The organism is Ferruginibacter sp. HRS2-29 (assembly GCF_024343615.1).
GTDB lineage: Bacteria > Bacteroidota > Bacteroidia > Chitinophagales > Chitinophagaceae > Ferruginibacter.
This window is the reverse complement of sequence record NZ_RJUB01000023.1, coordinates 1-25,993: the sequence shown is the minus strand read 5'-3', so window position 1 is coordinate 25,993 and position 25,993 is coordinate 1. Positions and strand designations below refer to the sequence as shown.

Annotated in this window: 19 protein-coding genes; 9 read left to right on the top strand and 10 right to left on the bottom strand. The window is 45.4% G+C overall.

The window, feature by feature from the left end; translation table 11 throughout:
* Positions 1 to 224 precede the first annotated feature (224 nt).
* From pyk to argS, 3 genes are all read right to left on the bottom strand, one after another.
* Complete coding sequence (gene pyk, locus EGI32_RS08900; RefSeq protein ID WP_255155043.1) at positions 225 to 1,715, bottom strand: pyruvate kinase; 1,491 nt, start codon at positions 1,713 to 1,715, stop codon at positions 225 to 227.
* A 147-nt stretch (positions 1,716 to 1,862) separates the two neighbouring features.
* Entirely contained in the window at positions 1,863 to 2,843 is a 981-nt protein-coding gene (gene pfkA / locus EGI32_RS08895; RefSeq protein ID WP_255155042.1) for a 6-phosphofructokinase, read from the bottom strand.
* A 234-nt stretch (positions 2,844 to 3,077) separates the two neighbouring features.
* Positions 3,078 to 5,069 (bottom strand): arginine--tRNA ligase, encoded by a 1,992-nt coding sequence (gene argS / locus EGI32_RS08890; protein ID WP_255155041.1) that lies wholly within the window; start codon positions 5,067 to 5,069, stop codon positions 3,078 to 3,080.
* A gap of 278 nt (positions 5,070 to 5,347) precedes the next feature.
* On the opposite strand from argS, the gene EGI32_RS08885 reads away from it, so the two are divergent.
* The 4 genes from EGI32_RS08885 to dnaK all read left to right on the top strand — a co-directional run bounded on the left by EGI32_RS08885 (position 5,348) and on the right by dnaK (position 10,661).
* Positions 5,348 to 6,976: an ABC-F family ATP-binding cassette domain-containing protein gene (locus tag EGI32_RS08885; RefSeq protein ID WP_255155040.1), complete on the top strand. Its 1,629-nt coding sequence runs from the start codon at positions 5,348 to 5,350 to the stop codon at positions 6,974 to 6,976.
* A 398-nt stretch (positions 6,977 to 7,374) separates the two neighbouring features.
* The gene (locus EGI32_RS08880; protein ID WP_255155039.1) at positions 7,375 to 7,848 is read left to right on the top strand and encodes a hypothetical protein; all 474 of its coding nucleotides are present in this window, start codon (positions 7,375 to 7,377) and stop codon (positions 7,846 to 7,848) included.
* Positions 7,849 to 8,063: 215 nt separating this feature from the next.
* Positions 8,064 to 8,534 carry a GtrA family protein gene (locus EGI32_RS08875; RefSeq protein ID WP_255155038.1) on the top strand — a complete coding sequence of 157 codons (471 nt, stop codon included), beginning with the start codon at positions 8,064 to 8,066 and terminating at the stop codon, positions 8,532 to 8,534.
* Positions 8,535 to 8,750: 216 nt separating this feature from the next.
* Complete coding sequence (gene dnaK / locus EGI32_RS08870; RefSeq protein ID WP_255155037.1) at positions 8,751 to 10,661, top strand: molecular chaperone DnaK; 1,911 nt, start codon at positions 8,751 to 8,753, stop codon at positions 10,659 to 10,661.
* Positions 10,662 to 11,062: 401 nt separating this feature from the next.
* Here the strand turns inward: dnaK and EGI32_RS08865 are convergent, their stop codons facing one another.
* From EGI32_RS08865 to EGI32_RS08855, 3 genes are all read right to left on the bottom strand, one after another.
* On the bottom strand, positions 11,063 to 11,824 hold the full coding sequence (locus tag EGI32_RS08865) for a LytTR family DNA-binding domain-containing protein (RefSeq protein ID WP_255155036.1): 762 nt from the start codon (positions 11,822 to 11,824) through the stop codon (positions 11,063 to 11,065).
* Positions 11,825 to 11,973: 149 nt separating this feature from the next.
* On the bottom strand, positions 11,974 to 13,020 hold the full coding sequence (locus tag EGI32_RS08860; RefSeq protein ID WP_255155035.1) for a sensor histidine kinase: 1,047 nt from the start codon (positions 13,018 to 13,020) through the stop codon (positions 11,974 to 11,976).
* A gap of 101 nt (positions 13,021 to 13,121) precedes the next feature.
* A complete protein-coding gene (locus tag EGI32_RS08855; protein WP_255155034.1) occupies positions 13,122 to 13,706 on the bottom strand; it encodes a hypothetical protein in 585 nt (194 codons plus the stop codon).
* A gap of 387 nt (positions 13,707 to 14,093) precedes the next feature.
* On the opposite strand from EGI32_RS08855, the gene EGI32_RS08850 reads away from it, so the two are divergent.
* From EGI32_RS08850 to EGI32_RS08840, 3 genes are all read left to right on the top strand, one after another.
* Entirely contained in the window at positions 14,094 to 14,471 is a 378-nt protein-coding gene (locus EGI32_RS08850; protein WP_255155033.1) for a DUF3574 domain-containing protein, read from the top strand.
* A 198-nt stretch (positions 14,472 to 14,669) separates the two neighbouring features.
* Entirely contained in the window at positions 14,670 to 15,200 is a 531-nt protein-coding gene (locus tag EGI32_RS08845; RefSeq protein WP_255155032.1) for a DUF2911 domain-containing protein, read from the top strand.
* A gap of 101 nt (positions 15,201 to 15,301) precedes the next feature.
* A complete protein-coding gene (locus EGI32_RS08840; RefSeq protein ID WP_255155031.1) occupies positions 15,302 to 17,311 on the top strand; it encodes a M13 family metallopeptidase in 2,010 nt (669 codons plus the stop codon).
* 90 nt (positions 17,312 to 17,401) lie between these two features.
* Here EGI32_RS08840 and panD read toward each other — a convergent pair whose 3' ends face one another.
* Positions 17,402 to 17,764 carry an aspartate 1-decarboxylase gene (gene panD, locus EGI32_RS08835; protein WP_255155030.1) on the bottom strand — a complete coding sequence of 121 codons (363 nt, stop codon included), beginning with the start codon at positions 17,762 to 17,764 and terminating at the stop codon, positions 17,402 to 17,404.
* Positions 17,765 to 18,031: 267 nt separating this feature from the next.
* Here panD and EGI32_RS08830 point away from each other — a divergent pair, with 267 nt between their 5' ends.
* The gene (locus EGI32_RS08830; RefSeq protein ID WP_255155029.1) at positions 18,032 to 19,192 is read left to right on the top strand and encodes a DUF3095 family protein; all 1,161 of its coding nucleotides are present in this window, start codon (positions 18,032 to 18,034) and stop codon (positions 19,190 to 19,192) included.
* Here the strand turns inward: EGI32_RS08830 and EGI32_RS08825 are convergent.
* The 3 genes from EGI32_RS08825 to EGI32_RS08815 all read right to left on the bottom strand — a co-directional run bounded on the left by EGI32_RS08825 (position 19,187) and on the right by EGI32_RS08815 (position 24,834).
* A complete protein-coding gene (locus tag EGI32_RS08825; protein ID WP_255155028.1) occupies positions 19,187 to 19,450 on the bottom strand; it encodes a hypothetical protein in 264 nt (87 codons plus the stop codon). The two genes, EGI32_RS08830 and EGI32_RS08825, sit on opposite strands and share 6 nt — an antisense overlap.
* A gap of 760 nt (positions 19,451 to 20,210) precedes the next feature.
* Entirely contained in the window at positions 20,211 to 24,293 is a 4,083-nt protein-coding gene (locus tag EGI32_RS08820; protein WP_255155027.1) for a PKD domain-containing protein, read from the bottom strand.
* Positions 24,294 to 24,678: 385 nt separating this feature from the next.
* Positions 24,679 to 24,834: a hypothetical protein gene (locus tag EGI32_RS08815; protein ID WP_255155026.1), complete on the bottom strand. Its 156-nt coding sequence runs from the start codon at positions 24,832 to 24,834 to the stop codon at positions 24,679 to 24,681.
* Between the two features lie 119 nt (positions 24,835 to 24,953).
* On the opposite strand from EGI32_RS08815, the gene EGI32_RS08810 reads away from it, so the two are divergent.
* A partial coding sequence (locus tag EGI32_RS08810) for a 4-alpha-glucanotransferase (protein ID WP_255155025.1) occupies positions 24,954 to 25,993 on the top strand: 1,040 nt, incomplete at its 3' end.

Genomic DNA, 25,993 nt, shown 5'->3' with positions numbered 1-25,993 from the left:
GATCGCAGATTTCAAAGGGATGAAAGAGATTACACAGATCATTTTGCTGTCGCAAAATGAAAATGCAGTTTATGAGATATTGAACTTTTAAAGTCATTCAATTTCTTATAAACTGCATTTTTGTTTTTACGAAGTAAAAACCATCTGTGTAATCTCTTTCATCCCTTTGAAATCTGCGATTTATTCTTTCGCATCAATCTTCTCCGGTCAGCATTCGTAATTATTTAACTGACCCTTGTGATCTTAATAATATTTGTTGGCAGATGATCTTTTACCGGCGTACTACCAGTATTGATAATGATATCATCTTTTCTCACAAATCCTCTTTCTTTCAAAATATTGATCTGGTCGAAAATGATGTCATCCAGGCTTTCTTCTTCTTCATAAAAGAATGCACGCACGCCCCAGCTAAGGCTCAACTGATTGATAAGACTTCTTTCTTTACTGAAAATGTACAGCGGCGCTTTCGGGCGGTAGCTGCTCAGCATGAATGCTGTGTAACCACTTTGTGTCATCCCGATCAATGCATTGGCCTGTGCATCTTTTGCAAGGTTGCAGGCGCTGTAACAAATAGCATCACTCAGAAAAGAAGGCGAGTGGGGCTGAGGTGTCAATATATCTTCCCTGTCGAAATTGTAAACGGTCTTTTCTACTTCCAGGATGATCTTGCTCATCGTTTCCACCACCAGTGCCGGATAAGAACCGGTGGCTGTTTCGCCACTCAGCATTACCGCATCGGTACCTTCCAGTACAGCGTTGGCAACGTCGCTCACCTCACTGCGGTTAGGCTTGGTACGGTCGATCATACTTTCCATCATCTGCGTTGCCACGATCACCGGTTTTGCCCTGTGCATACATTTGCGGATGATATCTTTTTGTACAACAGGCACCTGTTCGATAGGGATTTCCACACCAAGATCACCACGTGCGATCATGATACCATCACTTTCGATAATGATATCACGCAGGTTCTTCAAGGCTTCCGGCATCTCGATCTTCGAGATCACTTTTATCTTGCTGCCTTTTGCTTTCACCATCTTTTTGAGGCTTACGATGTCTTCGGCTTTTCTTACAAAAGAAAGGGCCAGCCAGTCCAGATCCTGCGTCATGATGAATTCGAAATCTTCTTTATCTTTTTCCGTCAGCGAAGGCATGGTCAATGCACTATCCGGAAGGTTCACCCCTTTTTTAGGAGTCAGCAACCCGCCCAGTGTTACGCTTACCAGGATTTCTTTATCGTTGAGGATCTCTTCTACTTTCAGTTCCATCTTGCCATCATCGAGAAACACACGCTCACCAAGTTTGAGGTCTTTGGCAAGGTTAGGGTAGGAGACATAGATCTTCTCTTTTGTACCTACCATTTTTTCTGTAGTGAAAATAAATTTGTCGCCCGACTTCAATAACAGCTTTCCATCTTCCAGGTCGCCGACCCTTAGTTTCGGCCCCTGCAGATCCGCGAGGATCGCGATGTTGTAAGGTTCTTTTTTCGTGATCTCACGAATATGGGCAATGATCTTTTGTTTGTCTTCATGCGAACCATGAGAAAAATTAAGCCTGAAAACGTTTACCCCGGCTTTCACCAGCTCCAGTAATTTTTCGTATGTATCGCAGGCCGGGCCTACGGTAGCTACGATCTTGGTTCTTTTTTGTGAATGCGAAATACCCGCCTCCCTGTCCATCTGCGTATGCAGGTATTTACTTACATTTTTACTCATGACTTATTTTTGGTTTGTTATTTATATGGATAATAGGTTAATGGATAATTGATAATGATACTTTCGGTTTAAACTATTCTCAAACTTCGAATGAAATTCCACCCGAAGGCATTATTCATTATCCGGTTATCCATTATCAATTAAAATTTACGTAGACAATATCCGCACGATGTCCATCCACTCATCACTGATCCGCTGTTTCTTCTTCACCGCTTCGTTCAGCGGAATATAATTGATACGGTTGTTCACGATACCAACGAATACGTTGTGGCGGCCTTCTATCAGGCATTCCACAGCGTGGTAGCCCATACGGCTGGCAATGAGCCTGTCCATACAGGTAGGGGATCCTCCGCGTTGAATATGCCCAAGGATACAAACCCTGGTTTCCAGGCCCGGAACTTTTTCCTTGATCGTTTTTGCCAGCTGATCCGCACCACCATCTTCACCTTCGGCTACAACGATGAGGTTCACCAGCTTTTTCCTTTTTTCTTTTTCCTGCAGGGATTTGATGACCCGGTCGATATCGGTTTTCTTTTCAGGGATCAGTATGTTTTCGGCACCTGTGGCGATACCGCTGTGTAATGCGATATAACCGGCATCGCGGCCCATCACTTCAATGATGAACAGGCGATCGTGTGCATCGGCCGTATCCCTGATCTTATCGATCGCTTCTACCGCCGTATTCACGGCAGTATCAAAACCGATGGTAAATTCAGTACCGGCAATGTCTTTATCAATTGTACCGGGCAAACCGATACATGGAATGTCGAATTCATTGCTGAAAGTCTGGGCGCCTTTGAAACTGCCATCGCCCCCCAATACTACCAGCCCGTTGATGCCTTTTTTCTTCAGGTTGTTGTAAGCGATCTGCCTTCCTTCGGGCGTGTAAAATTCCTTGCAACGGGCTGTCTTCAAAATTGTACCACCGCGTTGGATGATGTTGGCCACACTGCGGCTTTCCATCTTTACGATATCATCTTCCACCATACCGCTGTATCCACGCATGACGCCATATACTTCCAGTCCGTGATAGATACCCGTACGTACTACAGCCCTGATGGCCGCGTTCATGCCCGGGCTATCGCCACCGCTGCATAAAACGCCGATCTTTGTTACTTTTTTTGTCATAAGAATTTATTGAACTGACCACAGACGACGGACAACCGGCGACCGTGATTCATACTACTTGTTAGTTTATTGTTTTACGGGAACGCTCCCGAACCGGATGCAACAGGATGCACCCGACGTTATAAAACCTAATTTTATTTCCCGAACATATCGTCCGCGCCCCCTGCCATTCGACGGGGCAAGCACAGGCACATACCTACATTCTTAATTCGTAATTCAACATTCGTAATTGAATTACATTCTTTCCGGCACATCAATTCCCAGCAGGCGCATCCCGCTTTTGATCACGTTGGCTGTCATCGTGGAGATGCGTAAACGCAATTCCCGCTTTTCAGCTGTTTCGGCATTGGCAATAGAATGTTCGGCAAAAAACGAGCTGAAGGTCTTGGCGATGTCATATATATATAACGCTATCGCCGAAGGGTTCAGTTCCTCGCTGGCCTGCCTGATAATTACAGGGTACTTTTCAATAGAAGCGATCAGTTCTTTTTCGAGAGGCAAAAAATCAAGTGGCAAATGTATGTTTTTTTGCAATTCATTTTTCCTCAATACTGATTTAATCCTTGCATAGTTGTATTGTATGAACGGAGCCGTGAATCCTACAAAGTCGATTGTTTTGGTTGGATCAAACTCTATCGTGTTCTTCGGATCTACCCTTAGCAGGAAGAATTTCAATGCCCCGAGGCCGATGATGTGATACAATTCAGCCAGTTCTCCGGGAGTAAAATCTTTCACTTTTCCCAATTCTTCCGTCTTGGCCTGGGCTTCCCTTTCCATTTCGGCTACGATATCGTCTGCATCCACCACAGTTCCTTCCCGGCTCTTCATCTTGGCGCCTTCCGGCAATTCCACCATACCATAACTCAGGTGATAAATATCATCCGCATACGACAAACCCAGCTTCTGGCAGATGAGCCTGAGCACTTTCATGTGATAATTCTGCTCATTGCCTATGACGTAAATGCTCTTGTCGATATTGTATTCGTCGTGTTTTTGCCTGGCAAGGCCGATATCCTGCGTGATGTATACAGAAGTGCCATCTTTGCGCAGCACCAGCTTTTCGTCCAGTCCATCGGCAGTCAGGTCAATCCATACACTGCTGTCGGGTTTGCGGAAGAAGATGCCTTTTTCCAGGCCTTCCTGTACGATATCTTTTCCTAAAAGATAGGTATTGCTTTCGTAGTAAGTCTTGTCAAAATCGCTGCCGATCAGCTTGTACGTCACGTCCATGCCCTTGTATACCCAGCCATTCATCATCTTCCACAGGTCTATCACTTCCGGCTTTCCGGCTTCCCAGTCGATCAGCATCTGCTTTACTTCCGCCATGATGGGAGTAGCGCCCCTGCGGGTTTCCATCATTTCGGCATCTATCTTGGCTATCTTTTCTTTGATGATCTTGTATTCCTTCCGGCTCTCCAGTTCCTGTCTTTCTTTATGGGCACCTGCGTCCAGCTGAGCCAGGTTTTCAGCAACAGCGGAGTAGCCTTTGTCTTCCAGCAATTTGTTGCGATGCTGCTGCAATTCGATCAGCTTGTGCTGCTGGGCTTCATCGTAATGGCTGATATCGCCGGCATCTTCCCTCACTTTCAGTTCTGCCGCCTGTCTCCTCAGTTCATTTTCAAACATCACGTAAAAATCACCTACCAGGTGATCGCCCTTTTTGCCGGAAGATTCCGGTGTTTCGCCATTGCCCCATTTCTCCCAGGCGATCATGCTCTTGCAGATATGCATGCCACGATCATTGACTATGCTGCTTTTCAGCACTTCAAAACCTTGGGCCTTGAGTATTTCGGCCACGCTCCAGCCTAAAAAATTGTTGCGCAAATGCCCGAGGTGCAATGGTTTGTTGGTATTGGGGGAAGAATATTCTACCATCACTTTTCTACCATTGGCTGCCTGCCGGCCAAAAGAGAGGTTGTCGTAATAAGTATTAAGCAGTTCCAGCCAGTAGCTATCCGGCACCGCCAGGTTGAGGAAACCTTTGATGATATTGTATTTTTCAAAAAGGCCGGGATATTCCGCCACCAGGTAGTTGCCCAGTTCTTCGCCCAGCGCCTGAGGCGCTTTGCCTGTTTTTTTCAGCAAGGAAAACAAAACAACGGTATAATCACCTTCAAATTCAGGCTTGGTCTGGTTTATCTGGAAATCCGATTCCGTAAACTCCTGTCCGAATAACGAGGAAAGGCTTTTGATCACGGAAGATTGAATATTGTATATTAAGGACATATCTGCAAAAGTACAATTAATAGAGGAATTTCTAAAGGAAGGGCAAGTTTAATGAATAATTAATAATTAATAATGAATAATTACCAATGAATTAGGAATGATTCTTCGAAATATTAAAAGCCGACATCGGTAATAATTTACACACTTAATGAATTATTAATTATTAATTATTCATTATTAATTACCTTTGCGCCCATTTTAAATACCAGGATTTAGCGCCTTCGTTTTCAGAAAATCAATGCGAAGGTTTGACTATTGACTATTCAGCATTCACTATTATGATCAGTGTAAATAATGTCACCCTCGCCTACGGCAAAAGGGTATTGTTTGATGAAGTAAACATCAATTTCGTTAAAGGGAACTGTTATGGTGTGATCGGCGCCAATGGAGCCGGTAAATCCACGTTCCTGAAAATAGTAAGTGGCGAAATAGAGCCCAACAAGGGTACGGTGAGTATCACTCCGGGGGAAAGGATGGCCGTGCTGAACCAGAACCAGTTTGCGTTCGACGACTACACTGTACTCAACACCGTGATGATGGGCCACAAGAAAATGTGGGAAGTCATGCACGAGCGTGATGCCATCTACGCCAAAGAAGATTTCAGCGAAGCGGATGGTATCAAAGCCGGGGAGCTCGAAGAGCAGTTTGGCGAAATGGGCGGGTATACCGCAGAAAGCGATGCCGCTACCTTCCTTAGCGAACTGGGGGTAAAAGACGAACTGCACAGCCAGTTGATGAAAGATATCAGCGCCAACCTGAAAGTAAGGGTATTGCTGGCGCAGGCATTGTTCGGCAACCCGGATATCCTGTTGCTCGATGAGCCTACGAATAACCTGGATGTGGAAACGATCGCCTGGCTGGAAAACTTCCTGGCCGATTACGAAAACATCGTACTGGTGGTGAGCCATGATCGTCACTTCCTGGATGCAGTGTGTACGCACGTTGCGGATGTGGACAAGAACAAGATCAAGATATATACCGGTAACTATACCTTCTGGTACGAAAGTTCGCAGCTGGCGGCAAGGCAGGCTTCTGATAAGAACAAGAAACAGGAAGAGAAGAAAAAAGACCTTTTGGAGTTCATCGCCCGATTCAGTGCGAACGCTTCCAAGAGCAAACAGGCTACCAGCCGTAAGAAGGCATTGGATAAGCTGGTGTTTGAAGATATCACAGCAAGTAACCGTAAATATCCGGGCATCATCTTCAAGCAGGAGCGTGAAGCCGGTAACGATATCCTCAAAGTAGAAAACCTCTCCAAGACCATCGATGGCAAAGCCATTTTCAGCAAGCTGAATTTCGATCTTGCCAAAGGCCAGAAGATCGCTTTCCTCAGCCGCGACCCGATAGCGTTGACCACTTTCTTTGAAGTGATCAACGGCCGCATACCTGCAGACTCGGGTACTTACGAATGGGGAACTACTATCACCACCGCATACCTTCCCAACGATAACAAAGAATTCTTCGATGGCAGCACGCTTAACCTGATGGATTGGCTGCGCCAGTTTGTACCGCCAACCACCAAAGATGTGGACGAAGATTTCCTGCGTGGGTTCCTGGGTAAAATGTTGTTCAGCGGAGATGAGATCCTGAAGAAAACATCCGTATTGAGCGGGGGCGAAAAAGTGCGTTGTATGCTCAGCAAGATGATGATACAAAATCCTAACCTGCTGATACTCGATGAACCTACCAACCACCTTGACCTGGAAAGTATCATCGCTTTCAATGACAGCATGATCAGTTTCCCGGGCACGGTTTTGTTTACCACGCATGATCACCAGTTCATGCAAACCACCGCCAACAGGATCATCGAGATCACCCCGAAAGGGATGATCGATAAACTGATGACCTATGATGAATATCTGGCAGACCCGAGGATAAAGGAGTTGAAGGAAGAGTTATATAGCTGACCATTGCCCGGGTTAAGGCCGCGACAAGTATACAATACTACTATCGAGAGCGAATCTACAACGAATCTATAAGCTATAGATTCGTTGTAGATTCGCTCTCGGTGCTTTAAAGGTATAGGATGGGTATGCCTTGGGTGAGATAAAAAAATCAGCATTGTTCACCATCATCCACATTTGGGGTAAGGAAAAGAAAATTATTCACCAGGTAGCGCAGACCACCGACCACAGACGACCGTACGATTACTGACCTTGAGTTGTCTACGGCAAGTTATCTGTCGTCTCTGGTCTGTGGTCTGCCCTCTGTCGTCTGTCGTCATTTTCACCCTTAACATTTTTTTGGCATGGTATTTACAATCAACGATAGAACTTTGAACGCAAATCAAAAAAACAACAATTGTATGAAAAAGAATTTTTTAGCAGTGGCATTGATACTGATGATCGGAATTGGATCGGCAACTGCACAGAGCAACATCGGCTCACATGATTACCGGACAGCACTGGGTGTTAAGTTTTACCCGGGGGCAGTTTCCATCAAACATTTTGTAACGGATAAGAATGCTATCGAAGGGATAGGGTATTTCTGGAACAGGGGTACACGTATCACCGGTTTGTATGAAATACACGGCGATATCAACGGGGCTCCGGGATTGAAATGGTATATTGGTCCGGGTGCACACGTAGGCTTTTATAATACCAAATACGGCGGAGGTTCTTCCGTGGGTGTGGATGGTGTACTGGGGCTTGATTACAAGATCCGTGAAGCTCCGATCAACCTGTCACTCGACTGGCAGCCATCCTTTGAATTCGGCAACAACTATGGCAACGGATTCAACGGTAACTGGGGTGGATTGGCGATCAGGTATGTTTTTTAATGTATGATGTATGATGTATGATCTGTGTATGATCAGGCATCTGGCTAAATATTTTACTTTGAGGTAAGCGGGAAGGATATCGGAAAAGATTTCTTCCCGTTTTTTAATTACACAGTAACATAAAGTTTGAAGAAAAAGGGAGATACTCTGTGAAACTCTGTGTTTGCCTCCGTTAACTCTGTGGTTATTTCCCTAGTTTTGCGCCAATGTAAAAAATGAGAAAACTCCTCACCAACATTATCGATTTCTTCTATCCGCCTTTCCGCAGGTTGATGCCCTTGCAGACGTTCCGCTATGCGGCCTGCGGGGGAGCAAATACGCTCATCGGACTGACGGTATATCTGCTGGGGCTGATTTATTTCAACAACAAAAACGTGGACTTCGGCTTCGTGGTATTGAAACCGCACAATGCGGCACTTTTTCTCTCGGCGATCGTTTCATACCTCGTCGGTTTTATCTTCAATAAATTCCTTGTTTTTACCGAAAGCAACCTCAGGGCCAGGATCCAGCTATTCAGGTATGGCGTTTCGTTCCTGGTCAATCTCTGCATCAACTACTTCATACTGCGTTTATTTGTAGAGATCCTCCATATCCAGGAATTCGTCGCCCAGATCATGGCGTCGGTGGTAGTGATTTCGTTTAGCTATCTTACGCAGAAACATTTCACGTTCCGCTCCAAAGGATAAAACAATTACGAATTACGAATTACAAATTATGAGGGAGGTCATGATCTATGACTTCCTTTACTGTCAGCATTTCAAACCGGATAACCCATTCGTAATTCGTAATTGATAATTCGTAATTCCCGCTCGACTGACAATATTGCACATCTTTTCCCTTGGCATAATCATTGACTAATGATAGTCAGAATTACACATAAAACACATAAAATCATATTTAAAATGGGAAAGATCATAGGAATTGACTTAGGTACTACCAATAGTTGCGTGGCCGTTATGGAAGGGAACGAACCGGTAGTAATTGCCAATGACGAGGGGCGCCGTACGACTCCTTCCGTGGTGGCATTCTTAAAGAATGGCGAACGTAAGGTAGGGGATCCTGCAAAACGTCAGGCTATTACCAATCCGCAAAATACCATCAGCAGCGTTAAGCGTTTCATGGGCCGTCGCTTCGATGAGGTTACAGAAGAAAGCACACACTGGAGCTACAAAGTAGTAAAAGGTGACAATAATACGGTTCGTATCGACATTGATGGCAGAATGTACACTCCACAGGAGATCAGTGCGATGGTACTGCAGAAAATGAAAAAAACTGCTGAGGATTTCCTCGGACAGGAAGTGACGGAAGCGGTAATTACCGTTCCGGCTTACTTCAACGATGCTCAGCGCCAGGCTACCAAAGAAGCAGGTGAAATTGCGGGATTGAACGTTCGCCGTATTGTGAACGAGCCTACCGCGGCTGCATTGGCTTATGGCCTGGATAAAAAAGGGAAAGACCAGAAGATCGCCGTATTTGACCTTGGTGGTGGTACGTTCGATATCTCTGTACTGGAATTAGGTGACGGCGTTTTTGAAGTAAAATCTACCAATGGTGATACTCACCTCGGTGGTGATGACTTTGATAAAGTGATCATGGACTGGCTGGCAGATGAATTCAAGACCGACGAAGCGATCGACCTGCGTAAGGACCCGATGGCATTGCAAAGGCTCAAAGAAGCTGCTGAAAAAGCGAAAGTTGAACTTTCTTCAGGTACTGAAACAGAGATCAACCTGCCTTATATCACTGCAGTGGATGGTGTGCCTAAACATTTAGTGAAAAAGCTCACCCGTGCTAAATTTGAAGCATTGGCGGATAAATTGTTCGAACGTTGCCTCAAACCGTGTGAGATTGCTTTGAAAGATGCAGGATTGAGCACTTCGCAGATCGATGAGATCATCCTGGTGGGTGGTAGCAGCCGTATCCCTAAAGTACAGGAAATAGTAGAAAAATTCTTTGGCAAAAAACCAAACCGTGGTGTTAACCCGGATGAAGTGGTAGCGATCGGTGCAGCCATTCAAGGTGCAGTACTGACCGGTGAGATCAAGGATGTGTTGTTGCTCGACGTAACTCCATTGGGCCTTGGTATCGAAACAATGGGTGGTGTAATGACAAGGCTGATCGACAGCAATACCACCATCCCTACCAAAAAATCAGAAACATTCAGCACGGCAAGTGATAACCAGCCGGGTGTACAGATACATGTATTGCAGGGCGAACGGCCGATGGCTTCTCAAAACAAAAGCCTTGGTATGTTCAACCTCGATGGCATTCCTCCGGCACCACGTGGTGTTCCGCAGGTAGAAGTGACCTTCGATATCGACGCGAATGGTATCCTCCATGTAACAGCGAAAGATAAAGGAACCGGCAAAGAACAGAAGATCCGCATCGAAGCAGGTAGCGGACTTACACCGGAAGAGATTGAAAAGATGAAGAACGAAGCGAAAGCGAATGAAGCGAATGATAAGGCTGAAAGAGAAAAAGTGGATAAGATCAACCAGGCCGACAGCCTGATATTCCAATCAGAAAAACAACTGAAGGAATATGGCGATAAGATCCCTGCAGAAAAGAAAACGGCTATTGAAAGCAATCTTGAAAAGCTGAAAGAAGCACACAAGACCCAGGATGTAGCACAGATAGATCCTGCAGTAGAAGCCCTTAACGCAGCATGGACAGCGGCAAGCGAAGACATGTACAAACAAACACAGGATGGCGCAGCACCACAAGGTGATGGCCAGCCGGGCGCAGAACAGCAGCAAGGTGGCAACGCCGGCGGCGAAAATGTGACGGACGCCGAGTTTGAAGAAGTGAAGTAAGAATGGATATTGAATCGTATCCCCCCTGAATTATAGGCCTCTGTAGAAATACAGGGGCTTTTTTAGTGAATTGTGTAGGAACGTGCCTTTGGCGCGTTCATTGAACGCGCCAAAGGCACGTTCCTACACAATTTATAATCAAATCTTCCGTTACCAATATACCTCCTAACCAAAAACTATCTTTATGAAACGCCTATCAGTATTAGCTGTTCTTATTAGTCTCATTACCATTTCATGTTCCCGGTCTGTTACGATGAATCAGGCGGCAAATCGTAGCGGGAAAACGTATCGTTCGGTGCGGTAATATCTGCAAAAATTCGTTGAACCACTTTCAGGGCTGAAGCCGCTGAATGGCTTTGCCATACCTAAACCCCTAAGCTCCTAACCCCCTAATCTCTAAACTATCCTCCCAGCCACTCTTTAAAATCATTCACCCTGTCGCGGCTGACCACGGTATCATTACCATGCGCCGGTACGGCCAGTTCAACTTTGAGCCTTCCACCGAGCCAGGTATGTACTTTGCTGATGCTATTGATATTTAAGAGAAGGTGACGGTTGATGCGGAAGAAGTCTGCAGGTTGCAATTGTTTCTCCAGTTGCGAAAGGGTAGGTTCCAGCAGGTATTTCGTGCCGTTGAAGCCTACCGCATAACAAAGTTTGCCATCGGCATAACAGTAGGCCGTATCCGAAGTTTTGAGGTAGCTTAATTGCTGCCCGCGTTTTATGAGCAGTCGCTCTTTAAATTTGCTGGTACTGATCTCCTGTACCATTCGCAGCATTTTTTCTGAAATGCCTTCTTCTTTTTTTGAATGAATGGAATGGAATTTTTCTACGGCACGGAACAACTCTTTTTCATCAATAGGTTTCAGCAGGTAATCGATACTGTTTACTTTAAAAGCTTTCAGTGCATATTGATCGTATGCCGTGGTGAAAATAACAGGAATGTTCACTTCGGTTTTTTCAAAGATCTCAAAGCTCAGTCCATCGGCCAGGTGTATATCCATGAAAATAAGCCGGGCATCATTTTCGGCAGAGAGGAATTTTACAGAAGATTCAATGCTGTCGAGCGTAGCCAATACCTCTACTTCACCTGGGTAAGTCAGCAGTAGCTGCGAAAGCCGTTTAGCAGCAGGAAGTTCGTCTTCGATAATTAAAACCTTCATGGTGAATAAGTCAATAGTGAATAGTGAATAGTGAATAGTGAGGGCTTCGCAGCTTTAAAAAAAATCGGCATGTATTAAAACCCGGATTTCTGGTCCATCGTCTGTGGTCTGTCGTCTCTGGTCCGTCGTCCGTGGTGTGTCGTCCGTCGTCAATTCAACAGCGGTATCGACACCACAAACTCCTTCTCACTCTCCGAAACAATTACCGGTTCATTGCCCAGCAGCTTATACCTGTTGCGGATATTATCCAGGCCTATCCCTGTAGAATCGTGCAGCTGGTTTTTTACCTGCAGATTATTGCGTACCACCAGCCGCCCGTTCTCTGTAAACACTTCTATCTTCAAAGGCCGCTGTGCGGAAACGATATTGTGCTTGATCGCGTTCTCCATCAGCAGTTGCAAAGATAACGGTACAAGGCGTTTGCCGAGTTTTTCTTCGGGTACATCTATACTTACCTGCAGGTTATTTCCAAACCGCGTTTGCAACAGGAAAGCGTAGGCGTTCATCACTTCCAGTTCATCTTTGAGCGTGATGCTCTGGTCGTCTTTTACCTGCAGGATATGCCGGTATACTTTCGAAAGTTCCTGCACAAAACTGATGGCATGTGTAGGATTTTCGGGAATAAGCGAACTCAGCGTATTAAGATTATTGAAAAGAAAATGCGGGTTCACCTGTGTTTTTAGTGCATTCAATTGTGCATGGAGGATATCGCGTTTGTAAAACTCTTTTTCTTCCACCGAGCGGCGCAATTGTTTTACGAAGTAAATATTCTCATAAATAGCCACACCCAGCACTGTGCAGAAGATGGCCGATGCATTGCTGCTGATGAGGATATCGATGAAACGAATATCCTTGCTGCCCATCATAAGGGCGCAGATATCGCGTTCGAAATAATGGATCGTGTTGGAAGTGATGAGGGTAAAGATGAGCATCGACAGTGATTGTATAATCAGCCGTTTGCGGGTATCTTCAAAAAGCGGGTACCTGGTGCGGGCCCTGATCATGATATAGCGGTTGCCAAACCAGACAAGGGTAGTAGAGATCACGGTGGTGATGTACACCTGCCAGGTGAAGTAGGGCTCACGGCCAAATCTTCTTCCAAAAAAAATGATAGGGATCAGCAACGCCGCCAACGGTATCATGATGGACACCATCAGCCGGTCATCGAAACCTATTCGTTTGTTGGCAGCTCTCATTTAGTAAAGATAAAGTTCAAAGGTTCAAAACGTTCAAAAGTTCAAGATGTTAATCGCTCAGATCAACATTTTGAACTTTTGAACCTCTTCAACCTTTTGAACTATTTAACAGCTTTGCTTTGGGCAAATTCGTTATAAATATCCACCGCTTCTTTTATGATCAGCATATCTCCGTTGGCAGAATTCGCTTTTTCAATAGCTGCTGCGCAACCCGTCAGTTCTTCATGGATGAATGCTTCGGAAGTCTTTTTGTTCAGCACTTTCAGTTTATTATCTGCATAAATGTAGTAATCACCTACTTTGCCGGCGGTACCGGTGCTAACAACCGCATCGGCTCCGTTATAAGAAACCTTGCCGGAAGAATTGCTGGATTTCTGCAGCAATACAAGTTTACCGTTGCTTACTACTTTGAAGAAATCGCCGCTGATGCAGGTATAGGTATCGTTGCCCGCCTTCAGCCCATTGATAGCGGAACCTTCGTACGTTTTTTTATTTTGCCCCGCATCATCCAGGAATACCACAGAAGATGATTTCCTGATATTGTCTTTGATATAACCGTTCAGCACTTTGCCATCCGCAAGGGTGATCTCGGCTTTGGTATATCCTTCAGGAATAGTGGATTGAGCTTTCGCTGCAACTGAAGCCGTAAGCAGGGCTGCCGCAAAAAGGAAATGTCTGATTTTCATAACTGGTATATTTTAATGGTAAATTATTTTCAAAAGCAAGATTATTTCATGTCCACCGGAGAGAAAAGGAAATACGAGTGAATTGTAGAAATTGAGGAATGAATAGGGATGCTGGATGCATTTTTGGAAATGCAAATTAAAAGCCATTGGGTGTATTTCAATCACCACCTCCCTTGCCAATTTTCATATATCCAGATTTTTGTAACTCATCGAAGTAAAGTAATTAAAAACCAGTAACCTGCCCTCGGGAAAACACAGTGTTTTCCCTTGTTGTAAACTGCCAGCATCCAGCTGCCCTTCGCAAACCCATCCTTCCCGTTCATTGGTTGAAACAGATCATTTTTACGGTTGCTGATTATTTTTGGTCATCAACTAAACTGTTTTACGATGAGGTTATTCCTGTTATTTGCCCTGGTATGCTTTACTGCCTGTTCGGCAAGCAAGATGACACAGACGGATCTTTACTTCGGACAATCAAAGCCCGATGGGACTTATGTTTCCGCGAAAGACTGGGAAGAATTTTCTGCAAAATATATCTGCTCGGTATTCAAAGAAGGGAGTAGTGTATTGGCTTCCAACGGCAACTGGTACGATACTGCTTCAAAGAAGATCATCGTAGAGCCATCCTGGCTGGTTATTTCGGTAAACAGGATGACGCCGGAATTGTCGAAGCGGATAGACAGCATCGGTTACTGGTACAAAAAGAAGTTCTATCAGCAATCTGTGTTAAGAGTAGATAAACGGGCGAAATTGTTGTTCCTGTAGTTGTGCAACATTGCATAAACTGCATTTTCATTTTTTACGGAGTAAAAAAGTAATCTGTGTGATCCTGTTCATCCCTTTGAAATCTGTGATTATTATCCCGCTTCTATCTTTGATTAATTCTTAAATGTTTTTGCCGTTCGTCAAGAACTTTTCGCAGCCCGGCTCGTTTTTTGTACATTGAGTGCCTAAAAATACATTATGAAAAAAATACTTTCTTTGGCAGTCATTGCCAGTCTTTTCAGCTTCGGCACATTTGCACAGAAAAAAGCAGAAGACAAAAGTAAAAGGCCTAGCCCCCCGGCGACTGCAACCGCTACCGTAAACGGTACGGTGATCACCATCAATTATAGTGTAGTATCCCTCAAAGGCCGCACCATCGGGACCGATGTTGAGCCTAAAACAGGCCAGGTCTGGCGCACAGGTGCCAATGAGGCCACCACTTTTGAAGTGAGCAAAGACGTGACCATCGGTGGAAATAAATTGCCTGCAGGCAAATACGGCCTCTTCACTATTTACAATGGTAGCGAAGCTACCGTCATCTTCAATAAGACCTGGGACCAATGGGGCGCTTACGACTATAAAGCGGCAGCAGATGCTTTCAGGATCAAAGTGCCGGTAGGTAAAGCTTCTCCGGTAGCAGACAAACTGAACTTCAGTATTGATGCAAAAGGAAAAGTGACTTGGGTTTGGGGCGACACCAGCACCAGCTTTGAGGTGAAAACGTCTTAATGTAGAATTAATAATTAATAATGAATAATTCCGGTTTGCTGGTTAACGGCAACCGGATTTTTCATTATTAATTATACATTATTAATTATTAATTGAAAAGAATGAAAAAACTTCTGCTTACACTCCTCGCCTTCGGTGCCATCACCTGCCTTCATGCGCAAATGAAATACATCGATCGGGCGAATATGGATACCACTATAAAACCCGGCGATGATTTTTACACCTACGCCAATGGCACCTGGATAAAAAATAATCCTGTTCCGGCTTCCCGTACACGTTGGGGGAGCTTCGACCTGCTGAGAGAAGAAAGCAGCAAACGCCTGCGCAGCCTGCTGGATGATGCCGTGCAAAACCGCACCCGCGACAGGAAGACACAGATCATCGCCGATGTTTATTCCAGCGGTATGGATAGCATCACACTCGATAAGAAAGGAAACACACCGATCAGGCCGTTGCTGACAAGGATCGACGGAGTAAAAAATACCGGCGATGTTTTGAAAGAAGCAGCCATCCTGCGTACCACGGGTGCCGGCAGCCCTTTCTTCGGAATGTTCATTGGACCGGACAGGAAAAATGTACGCAAGTATATCCCTTCCATCAGTTTTGGTGGAACTTCCATGGCAGACAGGGATTACTATCTGAAAACCGATCCGCGTAGCACAAGGATCAGGGAAGCATATAAAGTTTACCTGAATAAATTATTTACGCTGGCGGGCGAAAGCGAGGCCGCCGCCGCAGCCAGCGCTACTGCGGTACTCAACATCGAAACCGTTTTTGCGAAAGCGCAATACAGCCGCGTGGAAATGCGTGACCCGTACAAGACCTACAATAAATTTTCAGTGAAAGACCTGACTGCATTGGCCCCAGTATTTGACTGGAAAACACTTTTACAGGAAATGAAAGTGAAGGGTGCTGATAGTGTGCTGCTCAACAATCCGGGTTTATTGAAAACGGCCGATTCAATGCTGAAAGCGGTTCCGCTGGCGGATTGGAAAAGTTACCTGCGCTGGAATGTGATCAGGAATGCGGCGCCATATCTTAGTAATGGTTTTGTGGAAGCCGATTTTGCTTTCACCCAGGTGCAGACCGGGCAGAAACAAATTACGCCGAGGTGGCAACGTATGAGCAGCCTGATCGATAGCAGGCTGGGCGATCTTATCGGCCAGCTTTATGTAGAAAAATACTTCAGGCCGGAAGCGAAAGCACGCATGTTGGAACTGGTGAACAATCTGCAATCCACTTTTGCGGACCGCATTAAAAAGCTCGACTGGATGACGGATGCGACCAAGCAGAGAGCGCTGGAAAAACTGAACGCATTCGCGAAAAAGATCGCGTATCCCGACAAATGGAAAGAGTATGAAGGACTTACGGTAAGCAAGGATGATTTTTACGGAAACGTACGCAATACGGCAACCTGGAGTTATAATTACAATGTAAACAAAATGGGTAAACCTGTTGATCGCACTGAAATGGGGATGACGCCGCCTACGATCAATGCTTCTTACAGTTCTACGAACAACGATCTTACATTTCCCGCAGGAATCCTGCAATTCCCTTTCTTCGATTTTGGTGCAGATGATGCGGTGAATTATGGCGGTATCGGTGCAGTGATCGGTCATGAAATGACGCATGGGTTTGACGACCAGGGAAGGCAATCCGATGCCATCGGTAACCTCAACGATTGGTGGGCGCAGGAAGATGGCGATAAATTCAAATTGAAAGCCGATGAAGTGGTGCAGCAATACAATGCATTTACCGTGCTGGATACTGTGCATGTAAACGGCAAGCTGACACTTGGGGAAAACCTCGCCGACCTTGGCGGATTAAGCATCGCGTATGAAGCATTTACCCATACCAAAGAATACAAAGAGAATAAACTGATTGATGGGTTTACGCCTTCGCAACGTTTTTTCCTTAGCTGGGCACAGGTTTGGAGAAACAACGTGTTGCCGGACAATGCGGCGCAATTGATCGTAACGGATCCACATTCACCAGGCATACATCGTGGCAATGGCCCGATCGTGAACATTGATGCCTGGTACGACGCGTTTAATATTCAGCCGGGAGATAAGATGTATAAGAAGCCGGAAAGCCGCACGAGGATCTGGTGATGGATAATGTTATAATGGAGAATGCTTTCGGTGGAAAGTTTTTACTTTAAATGGTAAGATTTTCAACCGAAAGCATTATCCATTATACTATTATCCATTATTTATTTCTGCCAACTTATTCCCCTCCGTTGGAAAAATGATCCACGGCTTGAAGGTCTTTGCTTTTTCAAAATCCATCCTTGCGTAAGAGATCACGATCACGATATCTCCTTCCTGTCCGTGTCTTGCTGCAGGTCCATTGAGGCAACATACACCCGTGCCACGGCCACCTTCTATCACGTAAGTTTCGATGCGGCTGCCATTGTTCACATTCACCACCTGCACTTTTTCATTGGCTATGATGTTGGCGGCTTCCATCAGGTCGAGGTCGATGGTGATGCTGCCGATATAATTCAGGTTTGCTTCCGTGATGCTGATGCGATGGATCTTCGATTTCAATATTTCTATGTCCATGATTAAAATTTGTGTTTGAAAAGAAGCGCAAGCTAAAGAAGTTTGGGGAATGGAGCAAAAGCGGGCAGATCCGGATGCTTGAATTTAAAATTTAAATCATAAGTTGCTGTCAGCCTGAGCTTGCCGAAGGCAGTCAGTAAATGATGGACGAGCATTCGGCAAGCTCAGGCTGACAGCAACTTACAACAGCATTCCACACAAACAAATATTCTCCGGTAAAAAAGTGTAATTTCATAGCCGGTATTTTTACATTATACCGCTCTAATCATGCAGGAAGATAATATATCTTTTTACACCGGACAGGTGGCGCAACCGGGTACTTTGAGCCGGTTGCTGGGCAATCAGGAATTGTTTGCGGAAGTACCTGCCGACTGGCATGTGATCATTACCGATATCGTCAATTCTACGGGCGCTGTGGCGGGGGGGCGGCACCAGGATGTTAACCTGATCGCTACCGGCAGTATCGTAGCCGTATTGAATATCGCTTTTGCAATGGGTATCACCATACCTTTCTTTTTTGGCGGAGATGGCGCTACGTTCATCATCCCGGAGGTGATGGTTCCAAAAGCCATGTTGGCGCTTAACCGTTACCGTGAGAACACTTTTGCAAATTTTACCCTGGAATTACGGGCCGGCATCGTATCAGTGAAAGATATTTATGCCGCTGGTCATCACCTGCATATTTCAAAATATTGCCGTTCAGAAAATTTTTCCATACCCGTCGTATTAGGCAATGGGCTTACTTATGCGGAGCAACTGGTAAAAGGCAGGTTGCAGACGGACGATAAAATTTCGCAGGATGATGATCTTGATCTTACCGGGATGCAATGCCGCTGGGATAAGATAGGTCCGCCGGCAGACAAAGAAGAAGTGGTGACCTTGCTCATCCTTTCCCGTGACGCAGAAAAACAAGGGCCGGTGTTCAGTAAGGTTTTGGCAGAACTTGACAACCTTTATGGTAACCCTGTAAAGCGCCAACCGATATCGGTGCCCGAATTAAAGTTGAAATCTACCTTCAAAAAAATGGGCACGGAGATACGTGCCCGTTTCGGGAAGCTGAAATATTTTTTACTGCTGCGTAATGTGATCGCTACATTGATCGGCAGGCTTTATTTTGGTACGGCAGTAGGAAAAGATTACCTGGAAAAACTGATTGAAATGACCGATACGCTGGTGATCGACGGAAAGATCAATACAGTCATTTCAGGCGTAGCCGCACAAAGAAAAAAACTGGAACGATATCTTGATGAACTGGAACTGAAAGGGGAGATCGTTTATGGGCTCCATGTCAGCAGTGCATCCGTGATGTCGTGTTATGTACGCGATATGAAAGACGGGCATATCCATTTTGTGGATGGTTCCGAAGGCGGTTATACCAAAGCCGCCAGGATACTGAAAGCAAAATTGAATGCTCCCCGGCTTTCATGAATTGCGTACTTTCTCCGAATGATAGAACAGGTGGGGCCTCAACCAATACTCACGGCTTCGCAACTGGCGAACCGGAGCTTTTTTGCGCAGTGATATTTTATCATAGAAAATACAAAGGATCAAAAGTGGAATGGTGAACCAGAGATATTGATAAGTGCCTTGCGATTTCGTAAAGGCGTGTTCAATGATACAGGTATTGGCGATCACCAAAAACATTATAGCCGGATTTTTAGCCGGTGTATGCTTATTATTTTTCATACTGAAATTGTTGAGCATGCCTCATGCAGCCATAATATTGGCCGGGGCAAACCAGTAAATTAAAAGGATGTGTGGTGGTACAGGCGCAACCGGGCATAAACCTGCCTGGCTGCCGGTACACAAAGGAAGTTGACCCAGGCGTTTATCAGGCCCGGGTATAAGTATTGAAGTCCTTGTAATTGGAAAAATAATAAAGCTTGCGGCAGAAAGGGAAAAACTCTGTAAATGAATCAATGTCGAATGCCTTCCAAAGGGAAGTGACGAACCAGCAATGAGGTGGCCGGGAAGTATGGATGGCATGGCAAATCATACCTGAATATACGAAGACAATTACGAATTAAAAATTATGAATTAAAAATTGAGCAGGAGAGTAAAGGAGCTTTGACATGAATAAAGTAATCTGTGCAATATTTTTTTAATCCTCCAAATCTGTGCTATAAAGGAGGGGCTACTGGTATAAACCATGCCCCGTTTTAATCCGTACCCTATGAAAACTGGTTACAACTTACCAACTTATTTTGCTTATGCTAATTATTGCCGGATAAATATGCAGTTGAGTGGATTCGTTGATGTAGGTAAAGGGTAGTCAACCTGTGGTAGTCAACCCGCGGTAGTCAACCCGCGGTAGTCAACCTGTGGTGGTCAACCTGCGGTAGTCTACCCGCGGTAGTCAACTCCCGGTAGTCAACCCGGCATCCGTCCTCGCCATAAAAAAAGCGCTCTTAGAAAGAGCGCTTCAAAACAATGTGAGCTTTTAAACTTACCTGTTTACTACAAGCTTTTGAGTAATGATCTGCCCGTTCACATTACTGCGTACGAAGTAGATACCGTTGGCTAATTTATTGGCGATCCTTACCTGTATCGCAGGGTCGGCGCTGGTTGTTTTATAGATTGACTGCCCATAGTTATTCAACACTTCGATGGTTACCGGTGCCGACTTCAGGTTTCCTTTTACCGCTACGGTAAAGTTGCCATTGGACGGGTTTGGATAAACATTGATGGCTGCTTTACTATCTTCCGCAGTAACTGTTTTAGCAGTAGCAACCTTGCCAGAGTTGTCCACTACATTTACGGTCAATGCTTTTGGTGTATTGCTTTTTGGTGTATTGTTGATTGTAGCAGGCGTTGGATCTGTAGTCCTGTAAGTCAGTTGCAGGTTGCCCAGGCCAAATATGCAATTCATTACCAGGAAGGAGTTGGTTGCACTTGTACCGCAAGCTGAAACCGCTTTCACGTTTATCGTACCCAACAGGAAGAAAGCAGGGTAACGTACTGTAACGGTAGCACCTGTTGAAGATCCGATGAAGGTACAGCCTGAAGGCAATGTCCATACAAAGGAAGTGGCGCCTGCCGATGTTGCAGTGTAAGTGTAAGTTCCGCCAGAGCATGCACTGATACCGCCGGTGGTAACTGGTGTAGCTGGTGCAGTTTTGGTGATAGTCAGTGTTCGTGCAGTAGCATTGTTTCCGCAATTGCTCACGCTTTTCACGCTCAATGTGCCGGATGTGAATGCTGTGGTGAAACGAACCGTGATGATGGTATCGTTCACACCTTCACCCGCCGGATGGCTCACGATGGTTGCGCCTGTACCGCTGATGGTCCAGTCGTAATCGGATGCACCCGCAACTTTTGCGATGGTATAAGTTGCTACAGTATTTGCGGCAATATTAGCACATGCATTGGTAGTGCCGGTGATAGTGCCCGGGGCAGCAGGGATAGATTTGGTGATCGCAAGTGTTCTCGCAGCACTTGTTCCGCAATTGTTGCTGGCTGTTACGCTGATGTTCCCCGAAGCGAACGCGTTGGCGAATCTTACATGTATGATCGTATCATTTGCAGTTCCTGCAACACCCGGACGTGAAACGATGGTCGCGTTGGCTGGTACAGTCCAGTTGTAAGACGCCGCATTGGCAACTTTATTGATCGTGTAAGTAGCCAGTACACCATTTGGATTGGCGGTGGTCACTACATAAGGGCATGCATTGGTTGGGCCTGTGATTGCTACTGGTTGTGTAGCGATCCTGTTGATGGTAAGGATCAATGTAGCAGTGCTGTCGCAACCCGCTTTATTGATAAGGCCTGTTTTTACATAAGTACCTGAGTTGGTATAAGCCACCTGGTTCCAGGTATAAGTGTTACAAGCTGTAACAGTTGCTGTAGAAGATGATGGCTGATTGATAATAATGCTCAATGCATTGCTCACAGCGTTTGGAGTGGTAGCACAAGCAACGTTGCTGGTGATGGAAGCAGTGATCAGGTCATTTGCAACCAGCGTATTTGAGCTGTAAGTGCTGGTGTTCGCATTTGCGATCAACGCACCGTTTTTGAACCAGAACCATGTAGTATTTGTTCCACCATTAGTAGCGGTGGCAGTAAAGGTTACATTAGTACCTGCACAAACTGAAGCAGCACTTGCAGTGATAGAAACCGATGGAGTTACCGGTACGCATGGTGGAGGTACGGTTACATTGATGTCGATGATGCTGATATATCCGAATGCGCTTCCGTCTTTTGTACGGATATCGAAAGACTGTTCGGTCTTACCGGTGAAAGTGAAACTAGCGCCATTGTTGTAATTGTTATTGTTGCTGCTGTTGTATTCTTTCCATTCGGTAGAATCACTTAGTTTGATCTGGATAAAACGGTCGTCATCTACGGCCCTTGTACCCCAGAATTTCACTGTGTACCGTTTGTCGCTGTCGAGGCCTGTCAGTTTCCAGCTGCCTGAAGTGGTGCTCGGTTCTGAGAAAGCGTAATCGATCGTAGCAGTGGAAGGATAATCTCCCACATCGTTACCGCTGGTATTAGCGCTTGTACCAGGGCCACCCACGTTGAATGTACCATCGATGCGGTTTACCACCTGGAAGTCTACAGTGGTAGCAGTTCCTGCAGTGTTCAACGCGTTGTCAACAGTTATTCCTGTTTGTGCGACAGCAACATTGTTCCAGTATTTACCATACACATCCGGAGCAGCCGTATTTACAGAACCGAAGTCGAACAGGATCCTGGTACCCACAGTTACCGTAGCAGTAGCATGGCCGGTGGCACCTTCATTATCTGTTACCAGCAGGTCGTACGTATATACACCGTCCTGCAGGTCAGTGATGGTAGTATTAGGTGATGTAGGAGAACTTACATTACCACCCGCCGGGCCGGTAAGTTTTGTCCATGAATAAGAAGCGATATTGCCATCTTCATCAGAAGATGTTTCGCCGGTAAGTGTGGCGGTAGTAGCAGGTGAAGCCACATTGATGTTAGATACACGTGCTACCGGCGGAATGTTTGGTACATTCAGCGCTGTCGTGCGACTGATATCCACGATGCTGATATAACCGAACGGACTTCCGTCTTTGGTCCTGATATCGAATGCCATGCTTGTTTTACCGGAGAAGGTAATAGAAACTGCATTGTTATAATCTGTATTGCCGGCTCCGTTGTATTCCTGCCAGATGGTTTGATCGGCACGTTTGATCTGGATGATCCTCTGATCTTCCACAGCTCTTGTACCCCAGAATTTGAATGTATATTGTTTGGAAGCTTCAAGGCCTGTAAAGTTCCATTGGCCATTGGTGGTGCTTGGTTCGGAGAATGCATAATCGATCGTTGCAGAAGCAGGATAATCACCTACATCGCTGCCACTTGCATTAGAGCTTGTACCAGGCCCGCCTTCATTAAAGGTACCATCGATGCGGTTAACTACCGTGAGGGTGATGGCCGAAGTGGCGCCCGCTGTAGTAACGGCATTCGTTAGCTGAACACCCTGCTGCGCTACCGGAACATTGTTCCAGAACCTGCCGCCGGCGTCAGGAGAAGGGGTACTGTTGGAACCGAAATCAACCAGTATCCTTGAACCTACGATCACATTTACATCATCCGTGCTGGTGTGACCGGCATTATCGGTAACGGTCAGCAAGAAAGTATACCTTCCTTCCACAAGATTGGTAAGGCTGGTGATAGCGCTTCCTGCCGAAGTAAAACCGGTGATGGCCGGGCCATCTGTTTTTGTCCAGGTATAACTGGTGATCGGGTTGGAACCGCTTGAAGCAGAACCATCCAGTTGAAAACCGGTGCCCGGCAGTATCACCGAAGCATCGTTTCCTGCCCTGGCAATTAGTCCGCCATTTACCCTGAGACACAAACTGTCCAGAATGGTTTCCGACAAGATCCTTTTATAAAAAATATCATGCCCCAGGTTGTTCACGTGGGTACCGTCTGCATTGTATGTACTGTTGATAGTACCGTCGCTGTTGGCTACGGTAGTCCAGAAGTCTACAGCTTTTACACCAAATCTCGCCGTAAGCCAGTCACGCATAGAAGTCAGGTTGGTCATCTGGGTACTGGTAAGGTTGTTACGCGGCTGCGTGGTAGTTACCCACAGCGGAACATTTGCAGAATCGGCGAGATATTTTACCCTTTCAAAATTCTGCTGCTGTTCTTTCAGGGTATAATCGTACGCTGCATCATTGGATGGCAGGTTTATGATGATAGCGTCGGGGTGCAGGGCCAGTGCCGCAGTGATATTGTTCTGCGGATCCGGCGCAGGCCTGTTAGCCGGCGCTACAAACCCTGTCGGGCAAAGCACATTATAGCTGGTATATCCCGGAATACCGAAATTGTACACCAGTGTCTGGCTGTTCTTACGAAGGTTGTAACTGGTAAATTTTGCCGCCCATGAGCTGTCGATAGGGTTGGCGCCTGTGCCATAAGTAGTGGAGGATCCCAATAGGACGATCTTGAATGGCCTGCCGCAATTAACAACGTCAGAGTCGTTGGCCTTTACCAGGAAGCTGGTAAGGAGGAGCAGGCATGCAAGGAATGTACTGCGTGTAAACATCTTGAACATAAGAGAGTTTTTATTATGGTATAAGTAAGCCGTTAAGCTGATTGTGAAATAGCTTTGAGGAGCATTGGAGTTATGCGGATTGCAAAAGAATTGGAATAAGACGGATCACAAAAGGATGAGAGAATACAATCGGTTTGAAACGGGATTGGATTTTGGCGTAAATGCCGGTGGTTTGTAGGTCTTGCAGTTAGCTTGTTTCGTTGAAGAAATCAATCTGGTGCAAAATAGGTACAAAAATTTCGGATTTGCTAATTTTTCTGCGACTTTTTTAACACAATTTCCCAAAATTGATATTTGTCGTACAAAACTCCGTTACCGGGAGCATTTTGCAGCAAAAAAATACCCCCGTGAAGCGGGGGCATTTTAATATCTTTTATCTAATGGATCACATCAGGTCAAGCGCCATAGCGAAAAGGGTCACATTGAAAGGTAATATCATGGAACAATAGCCGCCACCAAAATGATATACTACAAAGAAAACGACTACTGATAATAAAAAGCCTACCCAGTATTTACCTCTTGATTTTTTCGCTGCTTGCATAGTTGATTAGTTTTGGCAAATATACAACCAAACCGTTTAAAGGGTAAAAATTTAAAGTAAATTTATTTTTAAAAACCCAATTGTTGTAATCTGCTTAAATTGCGTACCAAATACACAATATGATTCTTCGCTTCTATATAAAATATACCACTACTTACGGTCAGGCCATATCTATCAGCATAAAGGAAAATACCAAAACGGATGAGGCGCAAACATATCTTATACCACTACAATATCTCAATGATGAATTCTGGCAGGTAACAATTGACACCAAAGAATATGGGTTTACCGATAAATTCAGCTACCATTATATATTATATGAATTTGGGCAGGAAAAGGAAGTATTGCAAAATAAGAATGAGGTGAACCTGAAAAAAATAAAAGCTGGCGAAACCGAAATACTCGACGAGTGGAAACAACCCGATCTCCATGCTGACCTTTATAAAACAAGGCCATTCATAAAACTGCTGAAGCAGGAAGATAAAAAGGAGGCCAAAAAGGTTACCGTAAAAACCCCCACACATCTGTTCAGGGTAAAAAGCCCGGAGATGGCGCCGCATCATCATATATGTATTGCCGGCTCGGCAAAAAAAATGAACGGGTGGGATGAGTCCGATCCATTGCTCCTTCATAAATCCGATGGCAACTGGACGGTAAAGCTGAATCTTTCCAAAGAAATTTTTCCGGTAGAATTCAAGATAGGGGTGTACGACAGTCTGCAGAAAAAAGTGGTGTATTATGAAGAAGGCAGCAACCGGAAGATCGGCTTTTTTGAAGATAAAGAAGTGCTGCATATTTATAACATGCTCGCCGATTTCAGGAAATACGCCTGGAAAGGTGCCGGTCTCAATATTCAGTTGTCTTCCATCAAGACCAACCGCGGCTGGGGTACCGGCGATTTTACCGATCTTTTCCTGGTAACGGACTGGTGCAAAGAATCGGGAATGCGGCTGATACAGTTGCTGCCGGTGAACGATACTACTGCTACACACACCAACAAAGATTCTTATCCATACTCGGCCATTTCGGCTTTTGCACTGCATCCCGTTTTCCTGAACGTACAGAAACTGGCAACCGCTTTTTCTGTAAAGTTTGGTGCCGATATTCTCGATGAAGTGAAAAGGCTGAATGAAGAACCACAAATGGATTATGAAGCGGT

Excerpts from the sequence above, each read along its gene's own strand:
- pyk (WP_255155043.1), bottom strand. The coding sequence starts at position 1,715 with ATGAGTAAAAATGTAAGTAAATACCTGCATACGCAGATGGACAGGGAG.
- pfkA (WP_255155042.1), bottom strand. The coding sequence starts at position 2,843 with ATGACAAAAAAAGTAACAAAGATCGGCGTTTTATGCAGCGGTGGCGAT.
- argS (WP_255155041.1), bottom strand. The coding sequence starts at position 5,069 with ATGTCCTTAATATACAATATTCAATCTTCCGTGATCAAAAGCCTTTCC.
- EGI32_RS08885 (WP_255155040.1), top strand. The coding sequence starts at position 5,348 with ATGATCAGTGTAAATAATGTCACCCTCGCCTACGGCAAAAGGGTATTG.
- EGI32_RS08880 (WP_255155039.1), top strand. The coding sequence starts at position 7,375 with ATGAAAAAGAATTTTTTAGCAGTGGCATTGATACTGATGATCGGAATT.
- EGI32_RS08875 (WP_255155038.1), top strand. The coding sequence starts at position 8,064 with ATGAGAAAACTCCTCACCAACATTATCGATTTCTTCTATCCGCCTTTC.
- dnaK (WP_255155037.1), top strand. The coding sequence starts at position 8,751 with ATGGGAAAGATCATAGGAATTGACTTAGGTACTACCAATAGTTGCGTG.
- EGI32_RS08865 (WP_255155036.1), bottom strand. The coding sequence starts at position 11,824 with ATGAAGGTTTTAATTATCGAAGACGAACTTCCTGCTGCTAAACGGCTT.
- EGI32_RS08860 (WP_255155035.1), bottom strand. The coding sequence starts at position 13,020 with ATGAGAGCTGCCAACAAACGAATAGGTTTCGATGACCGGCTGATGGTG.
- EGI32_RS08855 (WP_255155034.1), bottom strand. The coding sequence starts at position 13,706 with ATGAAAATCAGACATTTCCTTTTTGCGGCAGCCCTGCTTACGGCTTCA.
- EGI32_RS08850 (WP_255155033.1), top strand. The coding sequence starts at position 14,094 with ATGAGGTTATTCCTGTTATTTGCCCTGGTATGCTTTACTGCCTGTTCG.
- EGI32_RS08845 (WP_255155032.1), top strand. The coding sequence starts at position 14,670 with ATGAAAAAAATACTTTCTTTGGCAGTCATTGCCAGTCTTTTCAGCTTC.
- EGI32_RS08840 (WP_255155031.1), top strand. The coding sequence starts at position 15,302 with ATGAAAAAACTTCTGCTTACACTCCTCGCCTTCGGTGCCATCACCTGC.
- panD (WP_255155030.1), bottom strand. The coding sequence starts at position 17,764 with ATGGACATAGAAATATTGAAATCGAAGATCCATCGCATCAGCATCACG.
- EGI32_RS08830 (WP_255155029.1), top strand. The coding sequence starts at position 18,032 with ATGCAGGAAGATAATATATCTTTTTACACCGGACAGGTGGCGCAACCG.
- EGI32_RS08825 (WP_255155028.1), bottom strand. The coding sequence starts at position 19,450 with ATGAAAAATAATAAGCATACACCGGCTAAAAATCCGGCTATAATGTTT.
- EGI32_RS08820 (WP_255155027.1), bottom strand. The coding sequence starts at position 24,293 with ATGTTCAAGATGTTTACACGCAGTACATTCCTTGCATGCCTGCTCCTC.
- EGI32_RS08815 (WP_255155026.1), bottom strand. The coding sequence starts at position 24,834 with ATGCAAGCAGCGAAAAAATCAAGAGGTAAATACTGGGTAGGCTTTTTA.